The sequence below is a fragment of the Natrinema caseinilyticum genome, from assembly GCF_024227435.1.
GTDB classification, from domain to species: domain Archaea; phylum Halobacteriota; class Halobacteria; order Halobacteriales; family Natrialbaceae; genus Natrinema; species Natrinema caseinilyticum.
Genome location: NZ_CP100447.1, coordinates 37,593 through 51,340, shown reverse-complemented (window position 1 = coordinate 51,340; position 13,748 = coordinate 37,593). Strand labels below are relative to the sequence as shown.

General features: G+C 58.7%; 10 protein-coding genes. 8 read left to right on the top strand and 2 right to left on the bottom strand.

The genetic code is table 11. The annotated features are described in order from the left end of the window. Positions 1-1,638 (top strand): hypothetical protein, encoded by a 1,638-nt coding sequence (locus tag NJT13_RS22865; protein ID WP_254526184.1) that lies wholly within the window; start codon positions 1-3, stop codon positions 1,636-1,638. Between the two features lie 126 nt (positions 1,639-1,764). Here NJT13_RS22865 and NJT13_RS22860 read toward each other — a convergent pair whose 3' ends face one another. Both NJT13_RS22860 and NJT13_RS22855 read right to left on the bottom strand, forming a co-directional pair. Next, entirely contained in the window at positions 1,765-3,993 is a 2,229-nt protein-coding gene (locus NJT13_RS22860; RefSeq protein WP_254526183.1) for an Ig-like domain-containing protein, read from the bottom strand. Between the two features lie 97 nt (positions 3,994-4,090). Further along, positions 4,091-4,525, bottom strand: a complete 435-nt coding sequence (locus tag NJT13_RS22855; protein ID WP_254526182.1) for a hypothetical protein — start codon at positions 4,523-4,525, stop codon at positions 4,091-4,093. A 273-nt stretch (positions 4,526-4,798) separates the two neighbouring features. On the opposite strand from NJT13_RS22855, the gene NJT13_RS22850 reads away from it, so the two are divergent. The 7 genes from NJT13_RS22850 (at position 4,799) to NJT13_RS22820 (ending at position 13,568) form a co-directional block, all read left to right on the top strand. Next, positions 4,799-5,221: a hypothetical protein gene (locus tag NJT13_RS22850; RefSeq protein ID WP_254526181.1), complete on the top strand. Its 423-nt coding sequence runs from the start codon at positions 4,799-4,801 to the stop codon at positions 5,219-5,221. After that, positions 5,218-5,394 (top strand): hypothetical protein, encoded by a 177-nt coding sequence (locus tag NJT13_RS22845; protein ID WP_254526180.1) that lies wholly within the window; start codon positions 5,218-5,220, stop codon positions 5,392-5,394. The genes NJT13_RS22850 and NJT13_RS22845 overlap by 4 nt, the downstream gene beginning before the upstream one ends. Further along, positions 5,395-5,856 carry a hypothetical protein gene (locus NJT13_RS22840; RefSeq protein WP_254526179.1) on the top strand — a complete coding sequence of 154 codons (462 nt, stop codon included), beginning with the start codon at positions 5,395-5,397 and terminating at the stop codon, positions 5,854-5,856. It abuts the gene before it with no gap. Beyond that, positions 5,853-7,379: a cell division protein CdpA domain-containing protein gene (locus NJT13_RS22835; protein WP_254526178.1), complete on the top strand. Its 1,527-nt coding sequence runs from the start codon at positions 5,853-5,855 to the stop codon at positions 7,377-7,379. Before NJT13_RS22840 ends, NJT13_RS22835 begins: the two co-directional genes overlap by 4 nt. Positions 7,380-7,439: 60 nt before the next feature. Next, positions 7,440-9,821, top strand: a complete 2,382-nt coding sequence (locus tag NJT13_RS22830; protein WP_254526177.1) for a VirB4 family type IV secretion system protein — start codon at positions 7,440-7,442, stop codon at positions 9,819-9,821. Positions 9,822-9,899: 78 nt separating this feature from the next. Further along, positions 9,900-11,867, top strand: coding sequence for a TrbL/VirB6 family protein (locus NJT13_RS22825; RefSeq protein ID WP_254526176.1), 1,968 nt, complete (start codon positions 9,900-9,902; stop codon positions 11,865-11,867). 141 nt (positions 11,868-12,008) lie between these two features. Further along, a complete protein-coding gene (locus tag NJT13_RS22820) occupies positions 12,009-13,568 on the top strand; it encodes an AAA family ATPase (RefSeq protein WP_254526175.1) in 1,560 nt (519 codons plus the stop codon). Positions 13,569-13,748 lie beyond the last annotated feature (180 nt).

Sequence of the window (13,748 nt, the reverse complement as noted above, 5' to 3'; positions counted from 1 at the left end):
ATGGACCCCATTGAAGAGGCCCTCGATAATGCCAATACATCCGCTAGCGATGATTTCGGTTTCCGGTCAGCCTTGCATACATTAAAGCGACAAATCGATGGGGAAGTCCGGAACGATCTTCTCTACAATATTGCTCTTCTCGAATCCACCGACGCCGAACATCCGCTACTGGAAGCACTTCGAGGCTACCAACGTTGGGAGAACGAGCAAGACTACGAGAACGGAGCAGAGCACGCCCTGAAGAAATACGAAGAGGGAATCGACCAAGCCCTTGATGACTGCTGGTTTCACGTAGCGAGCTGGTCCCTCGCCGCGTACATCGATCTCGCTGACTCATTGAGCCACGAAGACCGGTTACAGCAGGCCGTCGACGACGCTATCGAATTGCTCGAAGAGCAGTATTCAGAGTTCGATACAGACGAGGGGAGTGCGGGACGCATCTTGGATGCGATCTCGGAAGCGGACCTTCGATCGATTGATTCAGCAACACTTGATCGACTTGTCGAGTTCTCTTGGGCTCGTGCGGAGTACACCAACAAGCAACACAACTACCATGCGCAGCGGAATTACCTCCATCGTATCCGTCAAATCCAGGAACAGAGGGACGGATCAATCGAAGATGTCCAAGAGGGACTGATTGAGTCCTATGAGAACGAGATTGAGTTCCAGAAGACGCGAGGTCACTTAGTGACTGCAACGACGATAGAGGAAGCACTGAAAGAGTGTGAGTCGTTTGCCGATGAGGAGACGCTCAATCGATGGCGGCTTGTAAAACGCAGGGAGAACCGAAAGGGAATCGAGCAGGAGATGAAGCCTGTTGGTGGTGAAGTCCCTGATGAAGTTGCCGAGAATTTTACTTCTATTGCGAACACTCTAGTTGAAAATTTCGAGAATGCTGCCAGCGAGTTCTCGCCCGAACAGGCGTTCTTGGGTCTCGTGAAGGTCCCTGTCTTTCTTCCACATCTTGATGACGAACCCTCCGAATCTGGGGTGCAGTCCGGAGAGGAGGAAGAAGGGGAGAATTGGTTTCCGACAGCTTCGCTCACCGATATCTTCCCACGACGGCATATGACTCATGAGGGAGACTCAGTCTCCAGCGAAACATCAGATATCGATGTTCCCGATGGGTATTCCGCTGAGGCACGATTATCGGTCGGGTTGACTGCCCGGGTATTGTATAAACTCATCAATCAAGGGTTGATCAAGGAGCATCACTTCTTCACGTTGCTTGAGTCGATTGACGGGGCGACTGTCGATGACAAAGCCTTCCTGACGGACTTCATCATCGCGTTCTTCGAGGACCGACATGCAGAGGCGGTCCATCTCGGGATGCCCCGTCTCGAGGGAGTAATAAAACACCAGTTGGAGGCCTCGGGCACTGCGATTACTGCGTCCATTCGCGGCGAGGATCTTCCGAAGACGTTTGGTGGATTGATGAATCGGTTGGACGGGTTGCTGGACGAGGACTATGTGAAGTTTCTACGGTTCAGATACCACGACGCTACTGGGGAGGCGCTGCGGAATCGTACTGCGCACGGTGAACTCCGGTATAAGGAGGCTCACTACGATTTCTCGGCGTCACTGCTTGTGGAGATCTTCCGGAGTGCGGTGTATATTAGTGAATTAGATCAAGAGTAGTTGGTGTAGGGGAATACGGCTCTGTGAACCCTCCAACCTGGACAGAAGTCGCGTTCTGAATAGTGGAGACAGGCGAGAGTATGTGTCAGTGGTGATTCTTGAAACCCTTATTCATCAGTATTACTATCACGCGGGCTTCTCGCGCATGAATCGAATCCAGAACAGCGCGAAGATTCCGAGCACGAGCCATTCGATGAAGATGATTGTATTCGAGATTGCGGCGTTGAGGTAGCCGAAGAGGTCGGTAGCTCCCGAAAGGAACGAGGTGGGCGAGACGCCATAGGAGTGGGTCTCCAGGTAGTACTGGGACCGAGAATCGCGCCAATTATCGCCGGCAAAGTGGGCACGGACGAGCGTCCCCGAGAGAGGAACTGTCGCTCGACCGTTCGCATCTGTCGTCACGTTTTGTACGCTGGCCCCATCGAGACTGACCAGTCGATTCGGGATCGGATTTCCGGCAGAATCAGAGAGGAACACCTCGGCTGTCCCAGCGCTGTGGTTCATCGTCACCGTGAGTCGTGACTCCTGATACCGGACGACGCTCACAGAGGTATCGACCGGAAGCCCCCAGACATCGCCTGCCTGCGCACTCACGGTCTCGCCCATCGTTCGATCCAGACTTTTCAGGATGCCCGCGTACTGGTCGTAGAGGTAGGTCGGCTTCGTGTTCTCCGGGGCGACGATGGTACTCGGCAGCGACGCCGCTGGAACTGATCGGTTCTGAGCGACGTACGTCGTCTCCCACCAGATACGCTGGTCTGCGGTTTGTTCCGCGAGGACACTCACGTTCCCGGGACTCATCCGATATCGGAGCATCGCTGGATAGGCCCCGTTGTACGAATGGGAGGCTTCAACTTGGGTTGTCCCGCTCTGGGTTCGCTCTTCGACGTGCGTATTCCGAGAGACAGAGTAGAATCGCCACGGCGCCGTGACGTACATCGTCTTTTCGCCGATCTGGATTTCCACGTCTTCCCATGCAGCTGCGCCAGCTGCGAGTCCCTGCTCGCCGCTCCAATTGACGGCGACGATGTCTCGACCCGGTCGGTCGTACACCTGAACGTCGATGGAGAGGTCGTCGCTGTTGACCGTCTCGATGGGAACCGAGTACTGGAGTTCGACCGTCCGGTTGACCGTTCGTCGGTTGTTCCACTCGGAACACTGTGCGCTAGAGACGCCGTAGTGAGTCTCCATCTCGACCTCTATTCGAAGTGTCGCAGTGAGGTCGTAGTTCCCCGGTGGGAGCCGACGAGGTCGAGACGTCGTGTAGTTCATCGTCGTCCACATCCCCGGTCGCGTTCGGTCGAGGCTGATGTTCCCCGCTGTGACGTTCACGATCGACGCGTTCGAATCGATGAGCCGGTAGTTGGCCCAGCGCGTCAGGGGATAGGTGTGATTGTGGGTGACCGTCGTGTTGCCCTGCTTGTGGTGGTGGGTGATCGTGCAGGTTCCGCTCTCGCTGTAATCGGCTGGCTCTTCGATGCGGTAATCCCACGGGACGTAGGTGGTGAGCTGCCAACTCGGGGTGACGTACCGGCCGTCGTGCCAGACACCAGGGATAACGTCGATGTTCCCGACGTACGCATCGCGGACGAGCGCATGAGAGCCGGGCTGCCACTGGAGGTTGACGTTCGCGCCATCGGTGGTCGGGAATACTTCGATACCGTTCTCGGTGGGCACGACGGACGTACTTCGGGCAGCGGACTCACTGGGGGCCATCTCGGAGTGCTGGAGGAGTGATTCGATGATCTGGATCTTCCGCTCGATAACGGTGCTGTAGTACGAGGAGAGGACGAGCGCCTCGTCTGGATTCGTGACGGTGAGGTTCCCGTCGACGCGCTCGACGTCTGCGTTGTACACCGGATTCCACCAGCCGTTCGGATGCCTGACTTCGACAGTGTACTGGCCGTCGTTGCTCGTGGCTCGACTCGGGTCGCCGGTATAGATCGGGAGAATTCGGAACTCGCCGTCCCACCAATCTCGGAGGGTTGTCCACTGGTCACGGTACGGTACCTGGACGAATCCGTGGAGGCCGGATTGGTACATATCGGACTCGTTCGCGATGAGCAGTGCGTCGCGTGATTGGATGTTCGAGTCCCAGAGCTGGACCGGCTGGGTAACCACGGTCCGGTTCACTTCGGTGATCGTTCCGTTCTCGCCGTACTCGTAGACCTGGACGACACTGGACCCCCGGCCTGGGTCGGGGTCGTTACTCGCCAGCACCCGGAAGGTGTCGTCGTAATCTTTCTCGACGCCGGGTTCTGGACTGGGGATGAGTAGATCGCCTGCCGCTGCGCCGATGACTGCGCTGGAGACGAGTAGGAAGACGACGCCGGCGACGACGAGCCGTGTCTTCACGAGTGTTCCAGGAAGACTAAGCGGAGGTCGACGCAGTCGTTTCGTGAATCGGGCTACTCGACGAAGTTTCGAGGGGGACAAACGACCCTCGCGAGACTTATCCGAGGACATACTGCAGGAGGTCCACGAACGTTCCGAAAGCGGTCCCGACGACGAACAGCCCGCCGCCTGACATCGCGAGCCGTCGGCCCCAGGCACGACGATAGAGGCTGTGGCTCCCGAGCCAGGCCATCACGCCCAGGACCAGCAGGACGAGTCCAGCGTAGACGAATACTGTCGCCGTCCACGGTGGGAAGTCGAGCATCGAACTGAAGTCCACGACTGCGAGTATTGTCTCCGGACGCAGCTGCTGGAATACGAAGAGAGACAGCCATCGGAGGTCGGTGAACGAACCAAAGACATCACCAACGATGTAGAATCGTTCGATTGGGATTGCCAGTGGTCCCGTAACGGGGAGCAACAGGTCAGGCAGGCGCTCAAGGAAGCCACCAGCGAACGGCGGCGGGAGGTGGAACTGGTGAGGTGTCAGCATGGTCGTCGCTATCGACGAGGCTGTACCGCGAGAAAAGTCCTCTAAGAATGCGGAAATCGCAGGCTTGCGCCTGCCGCAACAGTGCGCTGTACGCAGTATTACGCCATACGCATTCCTGAAATAAACAAATGGGTTCCTCGCCGAGGAGTGGTGTGATGCACTACCAAACAGTACCCACAACTGGGGCAGTCCTGTCGCTCCCCGCCGGCACGATGCTACCAGTCGTGACTGCAATCGAACTCTCGTTCCTGAGTGACGGCTCGCTAGCCGAGTGTGCCAGCTGAGGGTGGTGAGTTGAGAATGCCTGAAATCGAGATTCGGTTCAGAAACGAGACCGAGTACCACCGACTCAGAACCATCCGAGACAAGTACGGCGTGCAGTGGCGTGGGATGCTGATTCAAGGAGCCAAGCGCCTCGAAGGGCGCGAGACCTGGTTCACCGACCAGAAGAGGGGTGACGCTTCGACTGAAAGCCCCCGGAGCCACGTATCGGAACGGTCACACGGGCAAGAGCCGCGAAGACGAGAGGAACTCCCCGAGTCCAGTAGGCATGATAGTCCAGGTGGCTCTGCTGAGGGCCACAAACCGACTTCTTCGCTGTTCGATTCCCGAGGGTCACTCCGAACGCTCGACACCGAAGCACATCACGAGCGCTCGTCCGTCGACGAGTTCAATCCAGTTGAGGTCGAGCGATGACGTCGACGAGAATCATCATCAAGGACGACGAGCAGTTCGAACAGTTAGACGCGGTTCGTGAACGACACGGCGTCAACTGGCGCGGGATGCTGATCAAGGGAGCCGAACGGCTGGAAGACGGCGGTGTGCTTCCGACGGAAGAGGAACTCTGTGACGGCGAGGAGGTCGAGTAGATGCCCGATCCTGTGCCCGTCGCGAGCAACCTCCTGGAGTCGAAGTTCCTCGGCTTCTCGGTGAAGCGACTCGCCGAATCCTTGGCAATCCCGTTAGCGCCGTGTGCCGTTCTCTATACGGTTGGCTTCCCACTTCTGTTCACGTTCCCGCTGTTCGTCGTCGGCATCGGAATCGGCGGGTTGATCTTCATGAAGACACCGCCCGGACAGCGTCCCCTCCGATACGCTCATGCGGTGTTTCACTTCAAGACGGGGTCGAACGTCTACGTCTGGCGTCATCCCGATCCGGAACACGGCGATCTCGGTATCGGCGTGACGCAAGACGAGTGGCTCACCCAACCGGGACCCCCAGGTTGGGGAGAGTACACTGCGAAGACTAGCGGAGCGGACCTCGCCTATCAGGGCGTCCTCGACGCAACGCGACCCAATCTGGATGGTTCGTCGATGGAGGAGGAGCAATGAATCTCCAGAGTAGCGTGGGCAGTGGCGAGCAGTCGACGCTTGACCTGCTCAACTTCGAGAACGTCCGAGATGGCGGCGTTATCGAAACGCCCACAGCGTACACGATGCTCGTCGAGATCGAGCCCCGTGAGTGGCTGACGCTCTCCGAAGAGCGACGGACCAGCCTGTACATCTCGTACATGACGTTCCTCCGGGGACTGCAGTTCCCGACACAGTTCCTGACGCTGACGACCCGGTTCGACGGCGACCGCTACCTCGAACGCTTCATCGGCCCGAATGCACTGGGCGCACCAACGGGACAACCGACAGCCATCCCGGAAGCGGACGATGTTGAGGCCCCGGACGAGGTCGTCAAGGACCCCGCCACTGACGGCGGCGTCGCTACGGCGGGCGTAACTCCACAGCCACACATCGACCACGTCGCTGACTCGGCGCTCCTCGAATACGGACGCGTTGCTCACGCGGAGTGGCTGGACCGAACGATTGCGCTCGCGAACGTCCGAGATCGTCGATTCTTCGTTGCCGTCGCGGTCATGAAGGGAGAAGACGACGAGGGCGGTCGATTCGACGCGATTGCGGATGCACTCCCGTTCGGAGGCGGTGCGAAGAACGTCGATGACGAAGAGCCGTATCTCGACGAGGTCTGGGCTCGCGTTCAGCGAGTCGCCTCACAGCTCCCTCGGACTCGCGTCGAAACCAATATCCTCGATGACAGAGCGAAGGTTCTCGACGTCCTTTACCAGGTCTATCGAGGACAGGAGGCTCCGATCTCCTTCGAGCATAGCGTCTTCACCCAACCCGATGAGAAGACGCTGACCGATCCAGCGACTGGTGAGCGGTTAGATCTGGAAGCGGCGTTTGACAGCGCCGATCGAGAAGAGGCGCTGCTCGAACCAGATGATGACGCGGATCCGCGTCCGGAGACAACGGGTGACCTCCCGTATGGTGGTCGGGTCCAAGAGGAGTACGTCGAACAGGTCGACAACTCACGGATTCTCGCGTGGTACGCCAGAGCCGTCGGTCCCATCGGTCGAGGGAAAAACTACCGCTCGCCGCTGTCGGTGTACGCTGGCGTGGGGTTGTTCGCTGCGAGCCTCCTGTTCGCAGTGGTCGCGCTCGGGACGTTCCTCGGGAGCGGTCAGCCGGGATCGGAGTCCTACTGGGTCGTCCGCGAGGCCTCGTTCGGACTTGCAGCGGGAAGCCTCCCGATCTTCCTGCTGAGTCTTGCTGTCCTGCTTCCATCGAGCCGGCGTGCGTCCATCGTGGGCTTCGTCGGCGTCGGCGTGACCGCTGTGGCAGTCTACCTGTTCAGCCAGGCGTATCCCTTCCAGTGGGATAGTACGCCGACGGCGTCGACGGCGTTCGTCGTCGAGGTGTATGCAGTCGGGTTGCTCCTCCTCGTCGTCGGTGTCGGCCTCGCCGTGCGCGGTCGCAGAAGCGTTCTCGAACATTTCGAGGAGATGAGTGAGCCGACAGACGAGAGTCGAGACAGCGAATCTCCGACGGAGGAAGCAGATGTCTGAGCTACCCGGGCTTCGCCGGGAGGCGGTTACTCTGGCTCGACCTGAGCTGGAGGGACAGAGATGATCAATCGAATCACGCAAGCGTTCAGTAACGACTCACCGGAAGACGGTGACGAACGACTCCCGATAGATGGGCTGTCGGGTGACGAAACACAGCACGCTCTCGACTACCTGAATCTCCTCGGTAAGGAGACGACGACTGAGAACATCGAGTGGGCGGCATACCAACTCCAGGCCGACGACGTCGACCTCGCGACGCCGATGGAGACAATGAAAGAGCGCGGGGAACTCGATAAGCGACTCATCGCACCGCGAGTCGTGCAGGACTATCCGGAGTTCCAAATCCGCGACGACCGAATCTCACAGATTCTGACAGTCACCTCGTTCCCCCGAAAGGTGGGACTGGGCTGGCTCGTCCCACTCACGCTCGCAGATGTCGATCTCCGACTCTCGTTGCACGTTCGACCACGAGCCGCGAAGGACGTTCGTCGACAACTCCAGAAACGCTACACACAGGCAGTCACGTCGGTCGCGGTGAAGCAGAAACGCGGTCGGACGGACACATATCAGGACGAACTCGAACGACAAGATCTGGAACGACTTCTCCAGAATACCATTCGAGGAACGACTAAGCTCTACGACGTCTCGATCTATCTCGAACTCGTCGCGGACACCCAGGACGAGCTGGACGAGATGCTCGACCGTGTCGAAGCCATCCTCGCCGAGCAAGACGTCGACCTCAGTCCGGTCAAGCACCAACAGCTGGACGCGATGGGCTCCGTCGCGCCGCTCGCGACCGACACGATCAACAACACCCATCCGATCCAGCTCGAAGCGCTGGGGACGTTCTTCAACCTGGTCGAGCCGTCCATCTACGACCCGGAGGGCGTCCTGTTTGGGTTCGACGATACGAAGCGCCCGGTCATCCTCGACCGCTACGCGCTATCAGGACACTCGATGGCGATCTCCGGGAAGACCGGGTCGGGCAAGAGCTACTTCCGGAAGATGGAGATCTACCGTCGCTTGCTCGGCGACCCAAACGTTCAGTGTATCCTGTTCGACCCGGCCGGCGACGACTATCCACGCTTCGCTCAGTCGCTGGGCGGCGAGGTAATCCGTTTTGGTGGGAACTACACGGTGAATCCGCTGGACATCTCGCCACCTGCTGAGGCGGAGTACGAGGGCGGTGAGGACACGTACGCGCTCACGATTCGGTCTGTCATCGAGATGCTGAACACGCACCTCGAACAGCGTGACGGGATGTCTGCTGGCGAGGAGGGCATCCTGATTCAGGCAGCCCACTACGCGTATCTCTCGAAGGGGATCATCCTCGGAGAGTTCGATACGTACGGCAATGAATCGCCAGTCATCGACGACCTGATTCGGGGCGTGAACGTCATCGCGACCGGCGGTATCGAAGTCGCAACCGAAGCCGGCGTCATCGACGATGAAGAGGTGGAACACTTCCGAGCGCTCGGTGTGTTCGGTGACGAACTTGATGATGAATCCGGGAGCAGTGCGGCTGCAAAGGGTGTCCCGTTCTCGGACACGATTGTCACCCCGACCGAGCATCACGTCGCACTTGCGACCTCGCTCCAACCGAAGTTCGAGTCGTTCAAGCCCGGCGGTATCAACCACAATCTGAACGGTCAGACGAACCTCGACCTCTCCTCTCGACTGGTCGTGATGGACATGAGTTCGTTCGCAGACACGGGCGAGATGCCGCTCATCCTCCACGCGATGCTCTCATGGGCGTACCTCGAGGCCAAGCGCTCGCCGTACAAGGTGGACGTGACCTTCGACGAGGCACACTACCTCCTGGGCCGGCCAGCCGCACGCGACCTGATCAACCTCTACATCCGGCACGCCCGCCACTACGAGGCGGGCCTGACGCTGATGAGCCAGACAGCCCACGAGTTCGTTCGGACGCCTGAGCGCCGTGAGGTGTACGAGAACTGTGACGTGAAGTGCCTGTTCTACGCCGAATCCGTCTCCGAGGAGACCGCCGAGTACTACGGGCTGTCCGCCGACGAAATCCGATTCATCCAGACGGCGGCGCGTGGACAGGACTCGGACTACTCGGAGTGTCTGCTCGCGACGAGTGTCCACGGTCGACGCCGTCTCGAAATTCGAAGCGGCCCGTTCGAACACACGGTCCTTGACGACGCGCTAGACCCGTGGGACTGGCTCGCCGGCGTCGAAGGTGTCGATCTCGTCGAGGGTGAGGGTCATGCTCGAAACGTCGAACTCCACGAGGACCTCGACATGACCGACCTGCCCCACGTGATGAATCGAGACATGGACCTCCAGATGGCGATGGAGGCTGATTTCGACGACGGTCTCTCTGTCGAGATCGACGAACCAGCGATAGACGCCAGCGATGTAGATCCGGATGGGCCAGCCGGGGCAAGCGAGAACGGGAACACCCCGGAGGAGGCATGAACTCGTTACTCTACACGACGGGGATCACTCGCATGACGCAGCCGGGCGGAAGCGTCGACGACATTGAGGATCAGGCCGATGGGTGATCTCCTAGACCTCGGCTGGATTCCCGACGCTATCGCTCGGGCGCTCTTCGAGTTCATCCGCTCGATGCTCGTGAGTGCGATCAACTTCATGTTCAACTTCGGGCTGAAGCCATTGCTGAACATCGATCCAGCGATCATGAGCAGTGCCCAGGTCACGACCGCCTGGGACGACGTCTTCCGTCTCTCGATTGCATTGCTCCCCATCCTGATTGCCGCCGGGTTAATCGCGATGCCGTTCAGTCAGGACCGCGAAGCCTCGCTCTGGAACATGGTGGCCCGCGTGGTCGCTGTTATCTTCTTCATCGCGATCTCTCAGCCGCTGTTCGGGTTCCTCATCGAAGCCTCGAACGCCGTCACGAATGCGCTTGCACCAGCGACGTTCGTCCTCACGTTCAACGCCGACCTCGGCGGGAGCTGGGGATCCACGCTCGGACTTGGCGTCGAGGTCGTCGCGCTCCTCGTGGCAGTACCGCTGATGCTCATCGCAACGATCCTTGCATCTGTCCTGCTGGTCCTCCGGCAGTTCATTGTCGTCACGGTCGCCGTGGGTGCGCCTTTCTTCGCCGTTCTCTGGTACGCGAACTGGGGGCCGATGAAGGCTATCAGCAACTTTGCTGCGACGTGGCTTCGAATGGGCGTGTACGCCCTGCTCGTCGGCCCGATCATTGCGCTGGTGATGCGCGTGTTCAACGTCATCGCGACCGGTGGGATCTCCGCAACCGGCGACGTCGCCGACTTCTACGTTTCGGCAGCATTGGCGTTGATCTTCCCGATCATCCTGTTCGTCGTGATCTGGAAGACCATCGGTTGGGCAGGCCAGCCGCTCGGCGTCGACGCCGCATTCACCATGACGGTGGCCGCCGCAATCGCAGCCACCGGCGTCGGTGCAGTCGCTGTCGGCGCGGGAGCCGGGTCGGCGGCTGTCAGCAGTGCCTCTAGCTCTGGATCTGGAGCAGCGGGTGGTGGGAGTGCCGGCGGGGCAAGTAGTGGCGGAGCCGGTGTCGCTGGAAGCGGAGGGACCGCGTCGGATCCATCTGCTTCCACCGGGAACTCGACCGTCGGCGGCACGATGCGGAGTAGTATCTCAGATGCGCTAGGTACTCGAGAATCGGCCGTTGAGGACAGTGTCGATTCAGCACCCGGATTCTTATCTAAAAGAAAAGGCTCCGTTGCCGGGTTAGTTTCTGCTGCCCCAGGAGTGAACGCGGCACGATCTCATGCGAGCCGGGCTGGATCCACCGCAAAGAAGCTGGGTTCACGAGCGAAGAGCGGTGGATTAGGTAGCGCTCGTAAGGCAATTGGGTCGGAGAGCATCGACAGTCATCGAAGAGCGATCAGTCAGAATCTTGCTGCTGCCGATGAGGCCGATGCGAACCGCGACTTCCTGACTGAGGCGTACCAGGATGGCGAATTCGATGTCACTGAGGCTTCCAGTCGGGGGATTCTGACTGGTGCTGAAGAGCCAGCAACTGGAGTCTCCACCGTGACTCCCGATGCTGAGGGCAAGGTGACCTACGAGACCACATCTGGCGGGAGTACAACCATCGACATTAACGATAGAGCCCAGAGCTTCAGTCAGCAGGCTGCGGCGCTCAGAGATGACGCCTCCAAGTCGGCCAGGAGTGTGAAACGACTTCGGACTGCACAGAGCGCGGCGAAAGCTCCAGGACGAGCTGCGATCACGACTGGTCGAGCCAGCAAGCAAGTCGGGAAGACAGGTGTTAGGGCCGGGAAGGCAAGCGGAATCGTCTTCGCAGGGGCAATGACGCGAAGCCCATACGCAGCGTACAATATGGGAAAGCGGGGTGGAAAACACCTCATCGGCCCTGGAAACGACGAGTTGGCTGATCCAGCAAGTGAGGCAGACATCGACTGGGCAGCCCAAAGAGAGGGGCCGAATCAAGCCTCCGATCCTCCGTGGGAGAATGATGGTGGAGGTGAGCAATCAGAGACGCTTTGAAATTCCGCCTGGGACGACGACCCGACCACCTCCCACGGAGCGAGATGTTATAGCGTAGTAACGGCATAGAGTGTGTGTAGAAGCCCATGAGTACGTCTTTCGGTGACGTACTCAGCGTACAGAGGGAATCCTCGTGAGCCGATGAAACTCCTCAACACCGTACTCTCCGTCATCATCTTCCTCGGTATATTCGCCACCATCGAGTACGTGACCTACCGAGTAATGGAGCGTGATCACAAGAAGCGGAGCATATACCGGCTGTTCTTTATGATTGGTTGGTCGGCGTTGGCGCTTATTCATATGTGGGTGGTCGCTCCCTGGCTCAATCTCCCTCCAACCGCTGTAGTCGCACTCGGGCTCGGGATTTTGATTGTCTTTGTCGCAGGGGGGATTGGCCTCCCCGTGTTCAAGTCAGTGGATGCCATCGGACTCTATCCATTCGCGTTGGTGTATGAGATATTCGTCGTCCTGTTGCTTTCCGCAGAGGCTGTGTCATGGGCTGCTTCTTCTCTTCCAGTTCCTCAGTTTAGATTCTTCTCGGCAGTCGTTCCAGCTGACGTTCTGATACAGGCGGCTCTCGGATTGGTTGTTTCTGCCTCGATCGTCTCGGCGTTGTACTACAATCCCCGAGGAGAAAACGGGTACTACTACGCTACTGGCCGTCATGTAACGCCGAACGTCGATTACGACAAGTTCAGACAGATCCAGCGAGAAAGTGAGACAGGTCGGGATGAGCCGGACTCGTCGAATGTTACCAGCTCAGACAAGACTCAACGTCACTCCCAGACCTCCAGAGTACCAGCGAAAGCAGCTACCGACGAATTCGAGTACGACTGGATGAACTCAGAGATTGGCTTCAACGACGTTGGGGGCTACTACGAAGTCAAGCAGCGGCTCACAGACGAGGTTGTACAGCCAATTCATGCAGCGACCCAGGGTGACGAACGCTTCGACCGTTTCGGTATCGAGCCGTCACGAGGGATTCTCCTCCACGGACCGCCAGGAACTGGGAAGACTCTGTTTGCTCGAGCGCTAGCAGGAGAACTCGCTGTCCCGTTCGTCGAGTTAGGCCCTGCTGACATCACGAGTAAATGGATCAACGAGGGGCCACAACGAGTTCGCCAGTTGTTCGAAGAAGCTGAATCGGTCGGCCCTTGTGTGATCTTCCTCGACGAGGCCGAACATCTCCTCGGCGGTCGCGATGTCGGCGCCGGCGGAGCTCACGCTGAAGACCGGAAGATTACGAGCGAACTTCTGGTTCACCTCACTGCAGACGATCGAACGGCCATCGTTGTCGGAGCAACGAATCGCCCCGAAGACATCGATCCAGCGATTCTTCGACCAGGACGATTGGCCACGCATATCGAGATTGGTCTTCCCGAAGAGGAGAGTCGTCACTCGATTTTCCAGTCGAAACTGCAGGGGGTTCCACACGAACTCTCGGGTGATAGTTTTGCAGATCTCGCAAGGCGGAGTCGCGGTCTCAGTGGTGCGGATATCGAAGAAGTAGTCACGAAAGCGAAGCGGAATGCGGCGACGCGAGATGCTGACAGGGTTTCTCTAGAAGACTTCCCGAGTATCAAGGACCTCGATGTGACCAGTAGGTCATCCTCCACTAACCGAACTCCACAAGTCGGTTCTGGCGATGTCGACTGGACCGATTCTGCATCAGACGACGATTCTGCCGTCGGGTTCCAGTGAGATTTAGTCGAGGAAAACAAAGATTCCATTGCGGTTAGTTACCCCACAAAACCAAACAAGTTCTGATCCGTGGGGTAACTCTTGTGAGAGCGAATATGCCCTCATTCCCTGAAGAGATATTCTAGCCAACGAGACCCTGTTCGGGAGATTATGAGTAGCGAAACTGATATTTGAGTAGGG